This window comes from Methanoculleus sp. 10 (assembly GCF_913757945.1).
GTDB lineage: Archaea > Halobacteriota > Methanomicrobia > Methanomicrobiales > Methanoculleaceae > Methanoculleus.
Genome location: NZ_CAJYDP010000004.1, coordinates 1 through 19,602 on the forward strand (window position 1 = coordinate 1; position 19,602 = coordinate 19,602).

At 64.7% G+C, this 19,602-nt stretch carries 21 protein-coding genes; 9 read left to right on the plus strand and 12 right to left on the minus strand.

The features are described 5' to 3' along the window. Positions 1-128: 128 nt before the first annotated feature. Entirely contained in the window at positions 129-857 is a 729-nt protein-coding gene (nfi, locus tag QZ408_RS05255; protein ID WP_292490167.1) for a deoxyribonuclease V, read from the minus strand. A gap of 98 nt (positions 858-955) precedes the next feature. On the opposite strand from nfi, the gene QZ408_RS05260 reads away from it, so the two are divergent. The 3 genes from QZ408_RS05260 to QZ408_RS05270 are packed head-to-tail and all read left to right on the plus strand — an operon-like array spanning position 956 to position 3,843. After that, positions 956-1,912 (plus strand): slipin family protein, encoded by a 957-nt coding sequence (locus tag QZ408_RS05260; protein ID WP_292490168.1) that lies wholly within the window; start codon positions 956-958, stop codon positions 1,910-1,912. A 58-nt stretch (positions 1,913-1,970) separates the two neighbouring features. Next, positions 1,971-2,219, plus strand: coding sequence for a rubredoxin (locus QZ408_RS05265; protein ID WP_292490170.1), 249 nt, complete (start codon positions 1,971-1,973; stop codon positions 2,217-2,219). After that, entirely contained in the window at positions 2,200-3,843 is a 1,644-nt protein-coding gene (locus QZ408_RS05270) for a thiamine pyrophosphate-dependent enzyme (protein WP_292490171.1), read from the plus strand. Before QZ408_RS05265 ends, QZ408_RS05270 begins: the two co-directional genes overlap by 20 nt. On the opposite strand, the gene QZ408_RS05275 is transcribed toward QZ408_RS05270, so the two are convergent. The 5 genes from QZ408_RS05275 to QZ408_RS05295 form a co-directional block, all read right to left on the minus strand. Further along, complete coding sequence (locus QZ408_RS05275; RefSeq protein WP_292490172.1) at positions 3,840-4,583, minus strand: MIP/aquaporin family protein; 744 nt, start codon at positions 4,581-4,583, stop codon at positions 3,840-3,842. The two genes, QZ408_RS05270 and QZ408_RS05275, sit on opposite strands and share 4 nt — an antisense overlap. Positions 4,584-4,651: 68 nt before the next feature. Continuing rightward, a complete protein-coding gene (locus tag QZ408_RS05280; RefSeq protein ID WP_292490173.1) occupies positions 4,652-4,861 on the minus strand; it encodes a DUF2180 family protein in 210 nt (69 codons plus the stop codon). A gap of 16 nt (positions 4,862-4,877) precedes the next feature. Then, positions 4,878-6,377 carry a DUF2193 domain-containing protein gene (locus tag QZ408_RS05285; RefSeq protein WP_292490174.1) on the minus strand — a complete coding sequence of 500 codons (1,500 nt, stop codon included), beginning with the start codon at positions 6,375-6,377 and terminating at the stop codon, positions 4,878-4,880. A gap of 412 nt (positions 6,378-6,789) precedes the next feature. After that, positions 6,790-7,791 carry a flap endonuclease-1 gene (gene fen / locus QZ408_RS05290; protein WP_292490175.1) on the minus strand — a complete coding sequence of 334 codons (1,002 nt, stop codon included), beginning with the start codon at positions 7,789-7,791 and terminating at the stop codon, positions 6,790-6,792. 48 nt (positions 7,792-7,839) lie between these two features. Beyond that, entirely contained in the window at positions 7,840-8,154 is a 315-nt protein-coding gene (locus QZ408_RS05295; protein ID WP_292490176.1) for a hypothetical protein, read from the minus strand. A 57-nt stretch (positions 8,155-8,211) separates the two neighbouring features. On the opposite strand from QZ408_RS05295, the gene QZ408_RS05300 reads away from it, so the two are divergent. Then, positions 8,212-9,123 (plus strand): presenilin family intramembrane aspartyl protease PSH, encoded by a 912-nt coding sequence (locus QZ408_RS05300; RefSeq protein WP_292490486.1) that lies wholly within the window; start codon positions 8,212-8,214, stop codon positions 9,121-9,123. Here QZ408_RS05300 and QZ408_RS05305 read toward each other — a convergent pair. Further along, complete coding sequence (locus QZ408_RS05305; RefSeq protein WP_292490177.1) at positions 9,056-10,036, minus strand: GTPase; 981 nt, start codon at positions 10,034-10,036, stop codon at positions 9,056-9,058. The two genes, QZ408_RS05300 and QZ408_RS05305, sit on opposite strands and share 68 nt — an antisense overlap. Positions 10,037-10,084: 48 nt before the next feature. Here QZ408_RS05305 and QZ408_RS05310 point away from each other — a divergent pair, with 48 nt between their 5' ends. The 3 genes from QZ408_RS05310 (at position 10,085) to QZ408_RS05320 (ending at position 12,616) form a co-directional block, all read left to right on the plus strand. Beyond that, positions 10,085-10,963 carry a CBS domain-containing protein gene (locus tag QZ408_RS05310; RefSeq protein ID WP_292490178.1) on the plus strand — a complete coding sequence of 293 codons (879 nt, stop codon included), beginning with the start codon at positions 10,085-10,087 and terminating at the stop codon, positions 10,961-10,963. A 144-nt stretch (positions 10,964-11,107) separates the two neighbouring features. Next, positions 11,108-11,317 carry a histone family protein gene (locus QZ408_RS05315; RefSeq protein ID WP_011844756.1) on the plus strand — a complete coding sequence of 70 codons (210 nt, stop codon included), beginning with the start codon at positions 11,108-11,110 and terminating at the stop codon, positions 11,315-11,317. A 1,041-nt stretch (positions 11,318-12,358) separates the two neighbouring features. Next, positions 12,359-12,616: a PRC-barrel domain-containing protein gene (locus QZ408_RS05320; RefSeq protein ID WP_292490180.1), complete on the plus strand. Its 258-nt coding sequence runs from the start codon at positions 12,359-12,361 to the stop codon at positions 12,614-12,616. On the opposite strand, the gene QZ408_RS05325 is transcribed toward QZ408_RS05320, so the two are convergent. From QZ408_RS05325 to QZ408_RS05345, 5 genes are all read right to left on the minus strand, one after another. Next, positions 12,592-13,296, minus strand: a complete 705-nt coding sequence (locus QZ408_RS05325) for a phosphoglycolate phosphatase (RefSeq protein WP_292490181.1) — start codon at positions 13,294-13,296, stop codon at positions 12,592-12,594. The genes QZ408_RS05320 and QZ408_RS05325 overlap by 25 nt on opposite strands. Beyond that, positions 13,290-14,264, minus strand: a complete 975-nt coding sequence (radA, locus tag QZ408_RS05330) for a DNA repair and recombination protein RadA (protein ID WP_292490182.1) — start codon at positions 14,262-14,264, stop codon at positions 13,290-13,292. The genes QZ408_RS05325 and radA overlap by 7 nt, the downstream gene beginning before the upstream one ends. Before the next feature lie 108 nt (positions 14,265-14,372). Beyond that, on the minus strand, positions 14,373-15,656 hold the full coding sequence (locus QZ408_RS05335; RefSeq protein WP_292490183.1) for an OB-fold nucleic acid binding domain-containing protein: 1,284 nt from the start codon (positions 15,654-15,656) through the stop codon (positions 14,373-14,375). A 2-nt stretch (positions 15,657-15,658) separates the two neighbouring features. After that, positions 15,659-16,951 carry a diaminopimelate decarboxylase gene (lysA, locus tag QZ408_RS05340; protein ID WP_292490184.1) on the minus strand — a complete coding sequence of 431 codons (1,293 nt, stop codon included), beginning with the start codon at positions 16,949-16,951 and terminating at the stop codon, positions 15,659-15,661. After that, positions 16,948-18,096 carry an LL-diaminopimelate aminotransferase gene (locus QZ408_RS05345; RefSeq protein WP_292490185.1) on the minus strand — a complete coding sequence of 383 codons (1,149 nt, stop codon included), beginning with the start codon at positions 18,094-18,096 and terminating at the stop codon, positions 16,948-16,950. The genes lysA and QZ408_RS05345 overlap by 4 nt, the downstream gene beginning before the upstream one ends. Before the next feature lie 115 nt (positions 18,097-18,211). Here QZ408_RS05345 and nifS point away from each other — a divergent pair, with 115 nt between their 5' ends. Together nifS and QZ408_RS05355 are read left to right on the plus strand one after the other, a co-directional pair. Continuing rightward, on the plus strand, positions 18,212-19,411 hold the full coding sequence (gene nifS, locus QZ408_RS05350) for a cysteine desulfurase NifS (protein ID WP_292490186.1): 1,200 nt from the start codon (positions 18,212-18,214) through the stop codon (positions 19,409-19,411). Then, positions 19,411-19,602, plus strand: coding sequence for a hypothetical protein (locus QZ408_RS05355; protein WP_292490187.1), 192 nt, complete (start codon positions 19,411-19,413; stop codon positions 19,600-19,602). The genes nifS and QZ408_RS05355 overlap by 1 nt, the downstream gene beginning before the upstream one ends.

A 19,602-nucleotide genomic window follows, 5' to 3' on the forward strand; every position in this document is an offset into this window, starting at 1 on the left:
GGTATTCCACCTCTGTGAAGCCCGGGCGGGGTGGGGGGACGGAGAGAAGAGGTTCTGGGTATCGCTCTGGGTAGGATGGAGTTTCCCGGCCCGGCACCCCGCCGGGGATGGACGCCGGAGTCGACGTGCTACTCCTCCCCCGGGGCATCCGGGGGGAGGAGGTCGGTCTGCCGGTCCTCCCCGCTCCCCGCCCTCCTTGCGGCGTTTGCAAAGAGGTGAGCCTGCCGGGTCGGCTCCGGGAGCCGGTATCCCCGGGCGGTCGCGAGGACGAGGTCGACTGCCTGCGAAAGAGCGATCCGGTGGCCCACGGAGACGTAGACCGGTTTCGTCCTCTCTTTTGTCCGCACCGCCATCCCGATCGTCTCGCCGTGGTGGCGTATGGGGCTCGCCGACCCCCTGCCGGCCCCGGGTTCCGCCGCCGTGCCGACAAGGAGGCTCTTTGCGACCCCGACCGCGGGCCGGTCGAGGAGGACGCCCATATGGCTTGCGATCCCGAGCCCCCTCGGGTGGGCGATCCCCTGCCCGTCAAAGAATATGACGTCAGGTTCCGACCGCAGCCTCCGGAACGCCTCAAGGAGGGCGGGGCCTTCCCGGAAGGTCAGGAGGCCAGGGATATAGGGAAACGACGTCTTCGCGGAGGCAGAAACCCGTTCGACGACGGTGAGGTCGGGGTAGCGGAGGGCGACCGCAACCGCGTAGATCTCGTCGGAGCCCTTCGTGTAGGAGGCGTCGGCGCCGGCCAGGAGGGAAACCTCCCCCATATCGCCGGAGAGGCGGACCCTGGCCCGGAGCGCCTCCTGGAGGCGGGCGGCCTCGCCTGGCGTCAGGTTGAACAGGTGCGTCTCTCGGATCTCCATGGCTGCTCCCGCCGCACGGCGGCAGGTGAGGGTTCAAAGATTATTATATAACCATTATTATATACTTTGGATGTACAGCATACCGCGGGCAGAAACCTATGAGCAGGCAGAACCCGCTTCGATATGCTATTGCCTTCCTGATAGCGCTCCCCGGAGCGCTGATCGCGTACGCCGCCTTCACGACACCCGGCCTCTCGCTCTTCATAGGAGTCGCCGCTGTCGTCGTCCTCGCAGGGGTGCTCGCCGCCGCCGCGATGCAGATCGCCGACCAGTGGGAGAAAGCCGTCGTGCTCCGCCTGGGCCGGTTCTCGGGCCTCCGCGGCCCGGGCGTCTTTGCCATCGTTCCGCTCGTCGACACGGTGGCCTACTGGATCGATCTCCGGACGATCACGACGTCGTTTAGGGCGGAAAAAACCCTCACCCGGGATACGGTCCCCGTCGACGTCGAGGCGGTCCTCTTCTGGCGAGTAAGGAACCCGGAGAAAGCGGCGCTGGAGGTTGAGGACTACCGTTCCGCCATCAGCTGGGCGGCGCAGACGGCGCTCCGGGAGGTCATCGGGAAGTCCAACCTCGCGGATATGCTCGAGGGGCGGGAGAGGCTTGATGCGGAGCTCCAGCGGATCATCGACGTCCGAACCGAACAGTGGGGGATCCATGTCAGTTCCGTCGAGATCCGGGATATCCTGATCCCCCGCGAACTGCAGGACGCGATGTCCATGCAGGCCCAGGCGGAGCGGGAGCGGCAGGCGCGGGTGATCCTCGGCGACTCCGAACTGCAGGTCGCAAAGAAGTTCGAGGAGGCGGCGAAGACCTACCAGGACAACCCGACCGCCCTCCACCTCCGCGCGATGAATATGCTCTATGAAGGCCTCAAAGAGAAGGCGACGCTCGTCCTCGTCCCGGCATCGGTCCTCGACACGATGAACCTCGGGACCACCCTCGGCCTCTCGGCGCTCGCGAAGAGCACGATAGAGGGTAATGGGGGCGGCCGGGGAGCCACGGCCGGTGACGAAAAACCCCATCCGCCCGCGGCGCCGGAACCCGGGCCCTCCTGACGGCGTCGCCCGACCGTGGCCCGGCCCCATCACCGGGGGTGGCGAGGCATTTTTATACGTGAAGATCGGGTACGGCCCGGAGTGTCACCTCCGGGACGTGAACAGTATGGCGCGATGGGCGTGCAGTGTCTGTGATTACGAGTACAACGAGGAGGCGGGGGACCCCGCCGCCGGCATACCTCCGGGAACGCGATTTGAAGACCTCCCCGCCGGATGGCGATGCCCCGGCTGCAGGGTCGGGAAGGAAGCGTTTGTGCGGGTCGATGAAGAGGAAGAGGTGGAGAGGAATGAAGAAGACAACCTCTGAAGGGCCGGAAACGACCGTGGCCGACGTCCTGGTCGCGGAACTCGCGGCATGGGGGATCGACCTCTTCTTCGGCATCCCCGGCGCATCGTCGCTCCCCCTCGTGGACGCGGTCCGGAAGAACCAGAACGCCCGGTACATCGTCGTCCGGCACGAGCAGACCGCGGCGATGGCCGCGTCCGCCTACAACAAGTTCACAGGGAGGATAGCGGTCTGCCTGACCATCGCCGGGCCGGGAGCGACGAACCTCGCCACCGGGCTCTACGACGCAAAGGAGGACCGGGCAAGCGTGCTCTCGCTCAACGGGCAGGTGAAGACGCAGTACGCCGGTCCCGGCGGCATCCAGGAGATCGACCAGGACGCATTCTTCCGGCCCATCACGGTCTTCAACAACACCGTCGCCGACCCGGTGACGGCGGTCAAACTCCTCACCCGGGCGCTGCGCTACGCCATCGTCGCCCGCGGCGTCGCCCAGCTCTCGCTCCCGAACGACATCCAGGCCGCACCGCTCGAGTCCGCCTACTGCGAGCGCGAGACCTGCCTTCCGTCGGTCAGCGCCGCGCCGACCGACGAGGCCGTCCGGGCGGCGGCAGAAGTGATCGATGCTGCCTCCCGCCCGGTCATCCTCGCCGGGTTCGGAGCCATGCATGCGGCCGGGGCGGTCCTCGACCTCGCAACGAAGATCCAGGCGCCGATCGTCACCACCTTCCGCGCAAAGGGTATCCTCCCCGACGACAACGAGTGGGTCGCCGGGGTGCATGGCGAGCTCGGGACGCCCCACGCCCTGACGCTTGTCCTGAAGTCTGACCTCGTGATCGCCTGCGGCGCGAGTTTCTCCGACCTCACCGGGATACCGCAGGGTAAGCGGGCCGTCCAGATCGACATCGACCCGCTCCAGCTCGGAAAACACCCGCTCGCGGCAGGAGTCTTTGGTGACTGCGCCATTGCTCTCCCCCGGATCGCCGGGCAGGTCCAGGCGCGGGAGGACCGGGGCGAGAGGCGGTGGCTCGCGGACAAGAAACGGGAGTGGTTCGACCGGCTGGACCGGGAGGCCGACCCGGAGGCCGTGCCGGTCCGCCCGCCCTACATCATGAAGGTCCTCTCCGACCTCCTGCCGGAGGATGCGGTCATCTCCCTCGACGTCGGGGACAACCAGTGGTGGTTCGGGCGGAACTTCCGGATGAAACGGCAGCGGTTCGCGATGTCCGGCTACCTCGGGACGATGGGGTTCGGGCTCCCGGGGGCGATTGCGGCAAAACTCGCCTACCCTGATGCGACCGTCGCCTGCATCACCGGGGACGGCGGCTTTGCGATGGTCATGGCCGACTTCGCCACGGCGGTCAAGTACGATCTTCCCATCGTCGTGGTGGTCCTCAACAACCACGAGCTTGCCATGATCCGGGAGGAGCAGCGGGAGGCGGGCTACCCGCCCTATGGGGTCGACCTCACGAACCCCGACTTCGCGGCGTTTGCCCGGGCCTCGGGAGGCGCCGGGATCCGCGTGACCCAGCCGCAGGATCTCCCCCGTGCGGTCGAAGAGGCCCTGAAGATGAACAAACCCGTCGTCGTCGACGTCGAGACCGACCCGGAGCGGTTTCCGGTGAAAAAAGGAGCGGGACCGGCTTAATCGCCGGTGAGGTAGTCGTAGAGGAACGCCGCGAGGACCGCGCCGACGATTGGCCCGATGATGTAGATCGGGAAGAACTCCCAGAGGTTCTGTCCCGCGAGCAGCCAATCCCCGAGGTACGGCCCGAACGTACGCGCGGGATTCAGCGACGCGCCGGTCAGGTTCCCGGTCGTCGTGATGATCCCGGCGACCGCGAGACCGACCGCGAGGCCGGCAAAGCCCGGCGTGGCCCGTTCGTCGACGGCGGCGCCCATGATGACGAGCATGAGGAGGAACGTCCCGACGGCCTCGATGACGATCGCCTGCACGTAGCCGATACCGTGGAAGGGCGCCGTTGCCCCGAGGCCCCCGATCGCGACGGCGTCCGGGCCGACAGCCCAGGCAAAGAGGAGGCTTGCGGCCGCCGCACCGAGGAGCTGCGCAACGATGTACGGGCCCACGTCGCGGCCCGGGAACCGCCCGGTCGCAAAGAGGGCTATCGTCACCGCCGGGTTGATGTGGCAGCCCGATACCCTTCCGAGGGCGTAGATGGACCCGGCAATCGCGATGCCGAAGGCGAGCCCTATAGCGAGCCAGTCGCCAAGGCCCCCGAGTGCCCCGATCCCGATGTTGAACGGTGTCGCCGGGGTGGTCCCCGCGGCGAGCATCAGCGTGACGGCCGCGGCACCCGCCCCGAAGAAGACCAGGATGAACGTCCCGACGGCCTCGGCGACGAACCGCTTTCCAAGAGATACAGTCATGGTTTCACCTGATTTCCTCATCACCTTTTCGGAATAAGGATTCTGTTAAAATGGTCCGGGGGAGTGCCTCACTTCCCGTACAGGGCCGCGTAGCACTCGGGGCAGAGGATCCGCGGCAGCGGCGCCTTCACGCGCCTGCTCGGGAACGGGTAGCCGCCTTCCCAGACGTCGACATCCTTTCTGATGGCGTGTTCCATGCAGAGCCCCATACCGCAGACGATGCAGATCGCCACCGCCTCGCTCTCTCCCCCCTCAAGGGCGCAGTAGTAGCACTTCATGCCGGCTCCCCTCCCTTCAGACCGCCTCTTTCCACTGGCAGTACGGGTGCCGCAGGTCGACCAGGCAGGCCGCTGCACAGTTCTTGCAGGCCCGCACCGGAGCTGCCGCCGTCTCCTTCTCGAGGGCGATGATATTCGTCATCATCGTCGCGGTCACGGGCTCGCTTGTGAGGAGGCACGGGTAGTCGGCAAGCCGCATCAGGGCGGAGAACCGGACCGATATGGCGCAGGCCGCATAGGCATACCACTGCGGGTTCATCAGCACCTCGTTTGCATGGATGGGCGAGAGGTCGATCGGGTACTTGCCGACCATGGGGACCAGTTCCTCACCGGACCCGTTCCGGCCCCGCTCTGCCTTATCGAGGATCTTCCATCCGCGGTAGATCGTGTCCATGAAGTCGCAGTTGTGGAGTTCTGCCGCCGCTCCCCTGGCCGGGTAGACCTGGACGTAATTGTGGAACCTCTTTGTGAGCAGGTCGACGATCATGGGAGCGTTGAATCCGTCGAGTTCGAGGATGTACTCGGTCGCGGCCGCAGAAGCGCCGGTCGCAAGCGAGAGGACGTCCCAGTAACTCTTGTACGAGTCGAGCGACTTTCGGAGCGTGGACTCCATCACGTCAGTGACCGCCTCGATCACCGCCATGATGACGTCGTCCTTGCACATGTTGAAGGTCGACTGCGCAATGTGGTGCGAGACGTCGCCGACGCTGTAGGCCGGTACGGTCAGGATGTTGCCGTAGTGGACGCCGTCATCGATGGCCGCCTTGACGGTCGCCTCCATCCGCCGCCCGTACTCGCTCATGTACTTCCGGGCATCAAATGACGTCATCCCGGCCTCGTCCATCAGTTCCGCCTGGGCCTCGACCGGTTCGCGGTAGATCTTCTGCATCGTCGCGATCTCTTTTGCCGTCGCCTCGGCGGGGGTGGCCCCTGCCTCAAGGGCGTGGGCGAAGGCGTCGCCGAAGCCGTAGGAGGTGTTCATACCCCACGATTTGGCAGCGAGGATGGCCCGCTTGTGCTCGACCGGAATATCGGTCTTCGTCAGCACGCGGTTCACCACGTTGCTCGTGCTCCCCGGCATCAGCGCAAAGTCGACGACGCAGGTGGGCCCGTAGAACCCGCCGTAATGCCGCACCGCCTCAAGGCCAATTCGTGCTTCTGCATCAGCGATTGCCTGAACGAAGGCATCGACACTTTTTGCGAACGCCTCATCCTGGTTTTTGAGGATCTCAAGCACAACCGGCGTCTGGTAGTGCTCGACGAAGGGGTCGTCTTCGGGGCGGACGGTCTTTGTGAGGCCCTTCAAGATCTCGTGGTGCGATATCACCGAGTTTTTGTGGAGGTCGATGACCGCCTGGCTCTGGTCGCCGATCGCCGTCATCTTCCGGGCCACATCGACATAGGGTTTTGCGTCTGCTATGACGAATTTCTGGCCGCGTTTCGCCTTCACGGTATCCACGTCCGCTCGCTGGGCGGCCATGGCCTCGTTTATCATCTTCTCGTAGAGCTCTTTCATATCAATCACCTTCTGATACAGTCTCCTGCTAGAGTCCAGGTGTTCATAAAGCGATCCCTGCGGTGGCCCTATCCTGAGCGCACCGGGTCTGGCAGCGCAAGTGGTGAGAGAGGTACGGAAGTAACGGCGGTGTCCAACGGGACAGGTCGGCACCGCCGGGAGAACGGTGTGGGGAAGGGTCAGGAGTGTCCGGGGATCGCCGGGACACCTCGCTGACGCGGTTGCTGGTTCCCGTACCCTGCATCTCACACCAGAATCCTGGTACTGGTTTTCCAATGGCATACTGCGCTCCGCTACCATATATCTATTGCGTCGTTGACAAACACGGAAACCGAGGCTTTTCCGGGGCCCTCACCCCGAATGATGCCTGGCGCCCGGGATTTTACCGGGAAACGACCTCTCCGGCGGCGCGTCAGAACCAGGCGTCGAGCGTCTTCTGCGTTCCCTTCACCGGGGCCCGGGCAAGAGCGCTCCTGACCCGGTCTTCGGAGAAGTCGTAACGCCCGCAGAGCATGGAGACGACCCCTTCCACGTCCGGCGGCCTCCACTCGAGGGTGTAGTCGTCGGTGACCGGCGGATCGAGGAAGAACTCGCGGACCGGAGCAGGGTCAAAATCGGGCTGCTTATCGGCGATGACAGACTCAAACTCGCCGTTCTTCACGATCTTCAGGGCTGTTTTGCCCCCGACGCCCCGGACGCCCGGGTTGAAGTCCGTGCCCACAAGGATACCGATCTCGACGAGCTGCTCGCGGGTGACACCGAGACGGTCGAGGAGGGAGGCGAGGACGATCCTCTCAGGGTTCACCGTGATCGTTCGTCCCCGGGACTTCCGCCTCCCGCTGACCGTGAGGTTCCGCACCAGGATTGGGGAACCGAAGAGGAGCGAGTCGTAGTCCTGCGAGACCGCGTAGGCGACGCTCGCCCTCCGCACCATGTGGGCAGCCTGCGCTTCGCCTTCGCTCGGCGCCTGCACCCGGGGGATCCCGAGCAGGTCGAGGAGTTCGCGGGACGATTCAAGGATATGGCTGTCGATCCGGGAGGACGCGCTCGCCTGTTTGTACGCTTCCTCCATATCCCCTTCCCGGAGCGCGGCCTTCCATGCCTCGTCGGCCCTGGTGCGGATCTCCCGCCGCACCTCTATCGTCTCCTGCTTGAACTCCGGCGGTCTTCCATCGAAGACGAAGACCGGCCTGATGCCTTTCTCCAGGAAGTTGACCGTCCGGAAGAGGATGCCGGAGAGGTGCGAGGTGACCCGGCCCTCACCGTTCATCAGCGGGGTGCCGTCAGGCTGCCGGATGATGGAGAGAAACTGGTAGAGCGCGTTGTGGGCGTCCACGGCGGCGATGCCGGAGAGGTCGTTCCACGTCAGCGGCTCTTTGCAGTCTGCGAGAATGTCGCGAATAGCAACGCCCATGCTATCTACTCATGAGAGGGGGAGACGCTATTAAGATGGCGGTCCGGTTCAGCGGTACATCCGGCGGGAGAGCCCGTCGACGATCTCCTCGATGTGGCTGACCGTGTTGTCGTACTTGGCGCTCATCGTCTTTCCCATCTCCTCGATGTTCACGCGCATGGTGCGCTCCCGCTGTGCGATACTCCGCTCGAGGCTCACGATCTTCATGCCAAGAGAGATGAGCAGCCCGCCGAGAGAGAGCATCATGAGCGTTGCAGCAACCGCTATGACCAGGTCCTGCCAGAACCGCATCACCAGCACGACGGTGGAGACCACCATCACGATGGTGAGAACGATGTCGCCGATGAGTTCGCGAATCTCCATATTTTAAAGTGATGAGGATGCATTAATTAACCTACCTAAAATGATTGGAGATGTATGATGCAGATACGCGACTGGCTGCCCCTCCTTGGAATGCCCCTTATGCTCCTCTCCGTCCAGGTGATTGCCGTCATCCTCGTGCTCCCCATGCAGGCGGCGGGGCTTGTGGCGTTCGAAGATCCTGAGTCGGTTGCAAATCCCCTGATATTCATAGGGATGCTGCTCGTCTTCACGCTGATCCTGCTCCTCCTGATCCGGTTCGGGGGACGGCGCTTCATCGCCCTCTTCATCGGATTTGCCATATTCATGACGTTCCTCTACATCTTCTCGGCGCTCTCGCTCCTCGCGCTCGGGGCCACCGACGCCGCCGTCGCCGGGACGCTCATCGCTGCCGCGGCGGCGACGGCGCTCCTCTACCTCTACCCGGAGTGGTACGTCATCGATATCCTCGGCATCCTGATATCCGCGGGGGTCGCGTCGATCTTCGGGGTCTCCCTTGCCGTCCTCCCGGTCCTCGTGCTGCTCGTGCTGCTCGCCGTCTATGACGCCATATCGGTCTACCGGACCAAACACATGATCACGCTCGCGGAAGGCGTCCTCGAGACGAAAGCCCCGATCATGGTCGTGGTCCCGAAACGGGCGGACTACTCGTTCCGAAAAGAAGGGCTCAACATCGCGGAGGGCGAAGAGCGCGGCGCGTTCGTCATGGGCATGGGCGACCTCATCATGCCCACCATCCTCGTTGCGTCGTCGCACGTCTTCGTGGATGCGCCCGCCGTCCTCTGGATCCTCTCCGCCCCGACGCTCGGCGCGATGGCGGGCTCGCTCGCCGGCCTCGCCGTCCTCCTCCACTTCGTCAACCGGGGCAACCCCCAGGCGGGCCTCCCGCCCTTAAACGGCGGCGCTATCCTTGGGTTTCTGGTTGGGGCGGCTCTCGCAGGTTCGTTTGGGTGGTGTCCTTTCTGTATCTGAGGAGGAGATCGAGCGCCGCCTCCACGCCCTCGCCGGTGAGCGTGGACATCGCAGGGTAACCCTCGATCCCCCGGATATCCGCCTTGTTTGCGACCGCCACCACCGGGACGTCGACGAGCCGGCGTACCTCTGCGAGGAGCCGGACTTGGTCGTCGAGCGTGTAGCCGCAGTGCTCGCTTGCGTCCAGGATGAAGAGCACGACGTCGGCCGTGTTGATGATGGCGCTCACCGCCTGCCGCTCGATAGGGTTCCTCTCGTCGGCAGGGCGCTCGAGGACCCCGGGCGTATCGATGAACTGGATCCGTTCGCGCCGCCCGGCATCGCGGTGGCCGACGATGACCCCTTTGGTGGTGAACGGATAGGCGGCGATCTCGGGCTCCGCCGTGGAGACGAGCCTGATGAACGACGATTTGCCGACGTTGGGGTATCCCGCCACGACCACGGTGAACTCGTCCTCGTTCACGTGCGGGAGTTTCCGGAGGATGTTTCTCGCCTCGTTGAGGAAGAGGAGGTCGTCTTCCACCTGGTGGACGACGGAGGCGATGCGGGCGACGGCCTGCCGCCGGGCCCGGTCGGTCTCCTCTGCGGACCGCATGCTCCGGGCGTAGCCCGAACCGATGGTCCGGACCTGGTCGGCCGCCCAGGTGACGGCGCCGAGGGACTTCTTCAGCCGGTCGACCGAGACGAGGATGTCGGCCACCTCCTGGTAAAAGGGCGGGAGGCGCTCGAAGCTCGGGAACGATGCGACCACGCTCTTGAGTTTGTCGTGGATGGCGCTCGCGACCGCTCGCACGAACTCCTCGTTTGCCCGGTCGATGTTGATCTTCTGTTTCTTCTTGGCTGCCGCCCGGCGAAGGCTGCGGTCGAGCACTTCGTCCGCAGTCGGGACAGTCGGGATGGTTTCAAACTCCACTGCACGCACAACCTAATCTATTTAAACAACGTATTATGACTGATAATTATGGATCTCTCCCCGATTCAGAAGGATATCCTGATTACCCTGATTACCCTGTATCATCAGTCGTCTCACTCTATAAAAGGTGAGGAGATCGCGGATGTGCTGAAGCGCAACCCCGGCACCGTCCGCAACCAGATGCAGGCGTTAAAAGCTCTCGGGCTTGTGGACGGCGTGCCGGGCCCCAAGGGCGGTTACAGCCCGACCGCACGGGCATACAAGGAGCTCAACCTTGCCGATCTCGAGCACCAGTCCGAGGTGCAGATCCTCCGCGACGGCGAGAAGGTGAAGGGCGTCCGGGTTGCGGAGGTTGGGTTCACCACGCTCTGCCACCCGGACCTCTGCCACGCAATGATCAAGATCATCGGGAGCGTGAAACTCTTCAAGGTAGGTGACATGGTCTCGATCGGGCCCACGCCGGTGAACAAACTCCTCATCCGCGGGGAGGTCTTCGGGATGGACGAGAACCAGCAGGCCCTCTTGATCAGCATATCGGAGATGATATCGCTCCCGAAGCAGCCGATCAAGCACTACATGAGCACCCCGCTCCTGACCCTGCCGCGGTCCGCCACCCTCCGCGACGCAGTCCATCTCTTTAACACGCACCATATCCACGGGGCGCCGGTGATGGAGGGCGGCGACCTTGCGGGCATCGTGACGCTGAGCGATGTCGCCCGCGCCCTGGACCAGGGCCAGACGCTGGATGCGCCCGTTGCGGGGGTCATGACCACCGATGTCGTGGAGGCGCCGTCGTCGATCCGGCTCTACGAACTCGTGGGCCGGTTTAAGGAACGGGAGATAGGGAGATTGATTGTAGTCGAGGGCGGCAAGCCCGTCGGTATCGTTACCCAGACCGATATTATTCGGGTCTTTCCCTCACTTTGATACCCTCCCCGTTCTGAATTTGGCGCTTCAACCCCTCTGGAGGGGGATAAGTATTTATATGAGAATACCTATGGTGCTTCTGTAAAACGAGCTCTGTTTGAGAGTACATTTCGCAGAGCTCAATGAAAAGGGGGAAATGAGATCATGACAGATATACCTCTGGCACCTGTTGGCAGAATCGTGAAGAAGTCCGGCGCGGAACGAGTGAGTTCCGATGCCAATGAAGAGCTCGCAAAACTCATGGAACAGTACGCGTCAAGGATCGCGAAAGAAGCGATCAAGCTCGCGGGTCACGCAGGCAGAAAGACGGTCAAGGCAACTGATGTCCGGATGGCGGCCGAGACCGTGAAGTAAACCAACCCAGACTCTTTTTTGCAGCCCGCTGCACCGTGTCTTCTTATTTCAGCGATGTTTGGCGCGTGCCGGGCCGGGCACTCCGGGCCTCTCACGTTGCCGCGAAGACTGAGCGATACATGCTGGCAACTTCCCTCCGCGGCTTTCAGTGCTTCACTCATGTTGCCGTCCGCCGTCGAGACTGCAGCCTCGCGCGACGACGTACAACGGCGTGAGCAGCACCCGGACGCGCGCGAGGCTGTTCGTTATCCCCGTCCACGAGTGCATCGATTCCAAACGAACAGACCACATCTGGCCTTCGTCCCATCCCCCACGGAGCGCTCCTCTTCGTCCCCCCACCCCGCGTGGGGATATCCGGTGGAAAACCGTATCTGGTTCTTCCCCAGGATCTCCCCGTGCAGTGGACCGTGGTGGCTATCGCCACGAGGGGTGGGGACCGGGGAGGGGGCCTCCCCCGCCCCGGACAAAATGTCACCCAAAACGCTCATGAGGCCGCGTTCGGCCACAGGCTCAACTGATGAAAATCCCCGAAGGGTGATAACCGCGGGTACGTCGCGGTTGGAAGCGCGACAGCCAGGACTCCGTTTTCGATTTCGATGGGATTTTCATGTGAAAGTTCCTCTCCGTCCCCCACCCCGCGCGCTTCGTGGGGATATCGAGGGCAGTCATGGCGACCCGGTGGAAAGCCGTGCCAGTATGGCGGTGGTTTCCCGGGAGAAGAGGGAGTGAGCGGACCCGGCTCCTCCCCGGGCTCCCCGTGCAGTGGACCGTGGTGGCTATCGCCACGGGGGGGGGCCATTGGCGGGGGGGGCACGAGCCTCACGCCCTGCGGGAACTCAGGCAACAGCCATACCGGCCTGCCTTCACGAACGTTTGCGGCACCGTACCCCTCGTGAGAGCAGCGGGGTGGGGACCGGGACCGCGGGAAGCGTTGCGGCGGAGGGTGCGCCGGCCTCCCGGGGCAACGATCCAGGGGAGCCGTTTTTGAAGAGTTTTGAGGGATTTAGAATATTTATATAGTACAACCACCCCACGTTCTCTATGAGCAAAACCTTCTGCCGCACCCTTGCCAGGAAGAAAGTGATGAGTAATGACGGCATGCTCATCGGAACCATCAAGAACATCATGGTCGACCTCACCACAGGGCAGGTCGTCGACCTGATCGTCAAGCCGGACGATACGTTTAAGACCGACGGCTACAGGATGGATGGGGACAAGATGCTTGTGCCGTTTGAGGCGGTGAAAGATATAAAAGACTATATCGTGGTCGACCGCTACCTGCTGAAGAGATCGGGATAATACTTTTTTACCGCTTCCACGAACCCGTCCCCGTACGCGCTCTCTGAGACCCAGTCCGCCGCCGCCCGGGTCGGTCCCGGAGCGTTTTGGACCGCAACGCCAATCCCGGCAGCCCTGAGCATCTCGATATCGTTCTCCGAGTCCCCGATAGCCAGCATCTCGCCGGGGGAAAGCCCCATATCCGCAGCGAGTTCCCGCATCGCCGTCCCCTTGTTCACGCCGGGCGCCTGGAGGTGGATGGCAAACCCCGTGTCCAGCACCCGGATAGGGAGATGGTGGTCGCGGAGGACCGCTCGTGCCTCATCAGGGTCGATGTTCCGGGCGAAGGCCACGTCGGCGAACCGGTACTGCGCGCTGAGCAGCTCGAGCCCGACGCCCCGCCCGGCGAAATGGTCGTTGAGGACCTCAAACGCTTCGAGGCAGATCTTCTGGTCGCCGGGGATGTGGAGAGGGCCGGAAAACCCCCTCCGGTAGACGCCGCCGTTCTCGCCGATGATGGTCCCGTCCGTCCCGACCATCTTACAGAGCCCGTCCATGAAACAGACGGTGTTGCCGCTTGCAAGCACCACTCGAACACCCGCGTCGACGAGCGTCCGGACGGCCTCGATGGCCGCGGTGTTGATCCGTCGCCGCCGGTCGGTGATGGTGCCGTCGACATCCGTTACGAGCGCCTTCAGCACGACTTGAGCCCCGCCTGCTCGACCATGAACGCCGCCTCGCCCTCGGGGAGGTTGGGGCTGTCCACCAGGCGGGCAACCCTCTTGCCGCCCTTGCTCTTACGCAGGTAGAGCCGGAAGGTTGCGGTGTGCCCGACGATGTTGCCGCCGATCGGTTTGGTCGGGTCGCCAAAGAGGATGGCCGGGTTCGACATCACCTGGTTGGTCACGAGACCGACCGCGTTGTGGTCGTCGAGCAGCTTCAAGAGGTCGTGCATATGGCGGTTCAGTTTCTGCTGCCGGGCGGCGAGGGTCCCGCGCCCCGCGTACTCCGAACGGAAGAGGGACGTCAGCGAATCGATGACGAAGAGCCTGACCGGATAGTCGGAGGTCCGCAGTTCGTTTGCGAGTTCCCGTGCGGTCTCGAGGAGCAGCATCTGGTGGTCGGAGCTGTGGGCCCGGGCGACGTGGATCCGCTCGAGGATCTCCTCCATCGAGCCGAGGTCCACATCCTCCGGGAGTCCGCCGACCATCTGCTCGATACGCTCCGGGCGGAACGTGTTCTCCGTGTCGACGTATATGACGCTCCCGTGCAGCCCGCCGAGGTCTTCGGGGAGCTGGGTGTTGACGGCCATCTGGTGGACGAGCTGGCTCTTCCCGGACCCGAACTCCCCGTACACCTCGGTTATCGCCTGCGTCTCAAGCCCCCCGCCAACAAGTTCGTCGAACTCGGGGACCAGGGTCCTGAGTTTCTTGACGCCCTTTCTCTTGTCCAGGATATCGCGGCCCGTCTTGAACCCGCCGATATCCGCCATCTTCCGTGCGGCGAGGATCACCTTCTTTGCGGTCCCCTCACCGATCTCAGCCGCCTCGGCGAGATCGGATGTCGTGGCCGTTGCAATGCTCTCGACGGTCCCGTATCCCGCCTCGCGGAGTTTTTCGGCGGTGGTCGGCCCGACGCCCGGTAAATCTTCAAGATCAATCTCTGACATCTCAATCCTCACTTGATCTCTTGTGTTGTTCTGCTGTGATACACTAAGAGTGTTGAGCGGGAGACATTAAGGTCGCTTGCCGTGCGGGGTGAAAGTGAAAGTCAGGGATCAGGGCCGCCTGGAGAACCGGTCCAGGCGGCGCTGCAGATCTCCCGGATCGGGGATCGCGGCCTCGACGTGCCGGACGGTGATCACGCCCCGGTGCAGGGTGCCCCGGACGCGCAGATCGTACCCGACCGGCAGCGGGTCGGCAAGAAGGTAGCAGGCGTCGCCGGTATCGATGCAGATGCCCTGCCCGGTGGCGATGACCGTCCCAACGACTTCCACCTCCTTCTCCTCTTCGGCAAGGACGACGAGAGCGCTTCCCCAGGAGAGGTGCAGTTCGAGATCGCCGTACCGCCCCCGCCGGGCGGTCGCGTTGTAGACCTCGAGGCGGTCGCCGGAAACCAGGCGCTCCTCCGCCTTCTCGCCCCAGATGACGACCGGGACCTCCCCCGTCCGGTCGGCAAGGACCAGGTTCCTCACGGACGACTGCCTCCCGCTCTTCGTGACAAACGACCGGGACGGCTGCACCGCCGTCACCGTTCCGGCAACCGAGTACGACCCGCCCTCCGCCACATCCGCGATTGCGTCCATCGGGAGTTCGATCTCCCGGCAGGAGGGCGAGATAGACCCCGCCTCACCGAGGCTGTACTCGATCCCGCGGTCGCTCTCCCGTGCGGCGGCGCCGCGGATGACGACGTTCTCCCCCGTTTCCACCCCGAGAAGGACAGAGGGATTCCAGGCGACGAGCCGGAAGATGCCGTCCTCGTTTCCTACCACCGCCTCGACCATCTCCCCCGGGCTCCCGTCCCGCCGGGTGAACGCCCGCGGGTTCTCGACGGCGATCAGCCTGACCTCGAGGTCGCCCCCCGGCCCGGGGAGCGCGGAATCGCCGGTCTCGTTACACGTGATCTCGCACGCCGCCTCCTGGAGGGCGACCGCGGTGACGTCGGGGACCTTCCCCCCGCCTTTCGGCCGGCCGAGGATCTCGAGCACGTCCCCGACCTCGATCTCGCTGGCGCCGCCGGCCTTCTCGTCCCAGAGGGCGAGCCTCGCCCTCCCGGTTTCGTCACCGACCATCACGCTCGCGACGATGCCCGTTGTGCCGTCGGGCCGCTCAAACTCCCGGGGCGCCTCGACCGAGAGGACCTTTGCAAAGAAGCACGCAAGGCTTGAGGCCCCGGCGAGGTCGCGTATCCGGACATGCGCCCGGTCGAGGTCTTTGACGACGAGCATCGCCGCCGTCCGCTCATCAAGGAGGTCGCCGGACTCCGCCACCTTCTCACTAACCCGGCGCTCGAACTCCTCTCTCCCTATGAGGTCGTCGACCAGGAGGTAGTGGAACTTCACGCCTATGCCTGCCAGGGCGGGGTCGCCATCAGGGCAGTCAGGTCCTCGATCGTCTCGGCCCGGCGCATCAGGGCCGCCTTTCCGCCTGAGAGGAGCACTTCGGCGCACCGGGGGCGGCTGTTGTACTGCGACGACATGGCAAACCCGTAGGCCCCGGCGTCCAGCACCGCGATGATGTCGCCGGCATGAAGTTCGGGGAGCATCCTGTCTTTTGCGAGAATATCCCCGGTCTCGCAGATCGGCCCCGCGATCGAGTACTCCCGCACCGCGGGGGCGTCCGCCCTGTTTGCCGCGACGACCTCGTGGTAGGAGTCGTACATCGTCGGGCGGACGAGGAGGTTGAACCCGGCGTCGACGTTCGCGAACGTCTTATGAGCGGTCTTGACCGAGTTGACCCGGGAGAGGAGGACCGTCGAGTCGGCGACGAGCCACCGGCCGGGCTCGACCCAGAGTTCCGGCTCGATCCCGAGTTCCTTGATGCCCTTGAGGAAGACCGGCATGACCGCTCCCGCGTACTCCTCCGGCGCCGGGGCCCGGTCGGTCTCCCGCCGGTAGGGGATGCCGAGGCCGCCGCCGATATCGATGAACGAGGGGTCGACCCCGATATCGATGAGGTCGCGTGCAACCCCGATCAGCACCTCGACCTCGCGGGCGAAGGGCTCCACGGCAAGGATCTGTGAGCCGATGTGGCAGTGGATGCCGATGGGGTTGATGTGCTCGGCGGCAAGCGCGTGGCGGTAGGCGTCGAGGATCTCACTCGCCGGGATGCCGAACTTGCTCGTCGCAAGACCCGTCGCAATCTTTGGGTGGGTGGGGACGTCGATCGCAGGGTTGACCCGGAAGGCGATCTCGACAGTCTTGCCCGCCGCACCGGCCGCATGGTCGAGCTGCCGGAGCTCGTCGAGCGAGTCCACCGAGACCCGGACGCCCTTCTCGACCGCGAGGGCGAGGTCGGCGGGCGCTTTCGAGCTCCCGTTGAAGAGGAGGGTGTCGGGCTGCATTCCGGCGGCAAGGGCGAGGGTGAGCTCCCCGGCAGAGAAGACGTCGGCTCCGGCGCCGAGGGACGCGAGCGCCCGGAATATCGCGAGGTTGCCGTTCGCCTTTGCGGCGTAGAGGATGCGGACCTTCGGGTAGTGGGCGGTGAGCGCCTCCGAGAGGCGCCGGAAGTTCTCGCGGACCCTGTCCTCGTCGGTGACGTAGAGCGGGGTGCCGAACCGCTCCGCGAGGGCCACCGTGTCGTGCTCGCCGATGTGGAGATGCCCGCCCCTGACCGAGAGGTGGGAGGGGAGGATCACAGGTCGAGCCCCCGCATCCGGTCGACCGCTTCACGGATCCGCTCGATCGACCGGGTGATGGCGAACCGGACGAACCCTTCGCCGTTCCTGCCGAACCCGACGCCCGGGGTCGCGACGATCCCTGCCTGGTCGAGGAGTTGTGCGGCAAACGCCATGCAGTCGTCGACCGGCACCCAGACGTAGAAGGTGGCCTTCGGCGCCCGGACATCAAACCCGATCTCGGAGAGCCCTGCGACAAGGGCGTCCCGGCGCTCCTGGTAGACCGAGCAGGCCTGCCCGACGCAGTCCTGGGGGCCGGTGAGCGCCGTTATCGCGGCGTGCTGGACGGCGTTGAACGCGCCAGAATCGACGTTTGTCTTGACCCGGCCGAGCCCGGCGATGATCTCGGGGTTCCCGCAGGCCATCCCGATCCGCCACCCGGTCATGTTGTAGGTCTTTGAGAGCGAGTGCATCTCGACGCCGACCTCCATCGCGCCGTCGACCTCGAGGAACGAGGGTGCCCGGTAGCCGTCGAAGGTGATCTCGGAGTAGGCGTTGTCGTGGACGACGACGATGTTGTGCTCCCGCGCGAACTCGACGACCTCCTCAAAAAACGAGAGCGGCGCCGTCGCCGCGGTGGGGTTGTTTGGGTAGTTGATGAACATCAGCCGCGCCTGCTTCACGACATCGGCGGGGATCTCGTCGAGGACCGGGAGGAAGTCGTTCTCGGCCCGGATGGGCATCTCGTAGACCTTTCCTTCGGCAAAGAGCGTGGAGGTTTTGTAGACCGGGTAGCCGGGGTCGGCGGCAAGGACGACCTCTCCCGGGTTGACAAAGGCCTCGGCGATGTGCGCAATGCCTTCCTTTGACCCGATGAGGGCGAGCACCCCTTTCTTCGGATCCAGGTCGACCCCGAACCGGTTCCGGTACCAGTCGGCCACCGCCTCGCGGTAGGCGGGCATCCCGGCGTACGAGGGGTAATGGTGGTTCTTTGGGTCGCGCGCCGCGGCGCAGAGCGCCTCCACGATGTGCGGCGGGGTCGGGAGGTCGGGGTCGCCGACGCCGAGGTCGATGACGTCGACACCCTGGCGCTGTTTCGCCTCTTTCATCTCGTCGATGCGTGCAAAGAGATAAGGGGGAAGGTGGTCCATGCGTCTTGCGTACATTACCAGATCTTGCGCACGGAACCCTATGTAATTTCTTATTCGCGGCGACCGGGCCTCTCTGTGGCCGGGAGCCGGTAACGCTGATACACTTCTAGCGCCAACGCTTTATTCGGACATGAACGACCAGGATCAGCGTCCCGTGTACATGGATCATGCGGCGACGACATTCATGAAGCCCGAGGTCCTTGCGGCGATGGCCCCGTACTTCTCCCGGCATTTCGGCAACCCTTCGTCCCTCTACCGGTTTGCCCGTGAGTCCCGGAAGGGCGTGGAGGAGGCGAGAGCGCAGGTGGCGGCGGCTCTCGGGGCGGAGCCGGAGGAGGTCTACTTTTGCGCCGGCGGCAGCGAGGCCGACAACTGGGCGATCAAGGGGGTGGCGGCGGCCGCGAAAAAGAAGGGCGACCATATCGTCACCTCCGCGATCGAGCACCACGCCGTCCTCCACCCCTGCGAGGCCCTCGAGAAGCAGGGGTTCTCGGTCACCTACCTGCCCGTCGATCGGTACGGCCGGGTGGACCCGGGCGACGTCGAGGACGCGATCACCGAGAGGACGATCCTCGTCTCGGTGATGACGGCGAATAACGAGATCGGGACGATCCAGCCTGTTGCGGCGATCGGCCGGGTAGCGCACGACCACGGCGTCCTCTTCCACACCGACGCCGTCCAGGCGGTGGGAGCGGTCCCGATCGACGTGGACGATATGGGGATCGACCTCCTCTCGCTCTCGGGGCACAAGTTCTACGGCCCGAAGGGGACCGGGGCGCTCTACATCCGGCGGGGGACCCGGATCGAGAACCTGGTCCACGGCGGGGGGCAGGAACGGGGCCGGCGTGCCGGGACCGAGAACGTGCCCGGCATCGTCGGGCTCGGGCGGGCGATTGAACTTGCGACCGCCGATATCGAGGGACACAACCGCCGGATCGCCGCGATGCGGGACCGGCTGATCCGGGAGGTCCTCTCCGAGGTCCCGGATACCCGCTTAAACGGCCACCCGACCGAGCGCCTTTCAAACAACGCGAACTTCAGTTTCCGCTACGTCGAGGGCGAATCGATCCTCCTCCTGCTCGACGCTCACGGGATCTGCGCCTCCACAGGGAGCGCCTGCTCCTCGGCGTCGCTTGAGCCGTCGCACGTCCTCCTCGCGACGGGACTTCCCCACGAGGAGGCGCACGGGTCGCTCCGCCTGACGCTTGGCGACGCGAACACGGAAGACGACGTCGACTACGTCCTGTCGGTGCTGCCGGAGGTGATCGGGCGGCTGCGGCAGATATCGCCGCTGACGCCTGCCGGGGGAAGGGTGCAGGAGGCCGACTGATGGGTACGGAACCAGGGTTCACGAACCCGGAGAACGTGGGTGAGCTAGCGGATGTCGGCGTGGCGGAGGCTCCCGGCGGCCTCCCGCCCGTGCCCGTAAAGGCGCACTGCCGGGGGCTTGAGCCCCGGGAGACGGGATCCCCCGGGTGCTGCGGCGGGTCCGGCTGCGGTTCCGGGCCGGCGAACGATTAA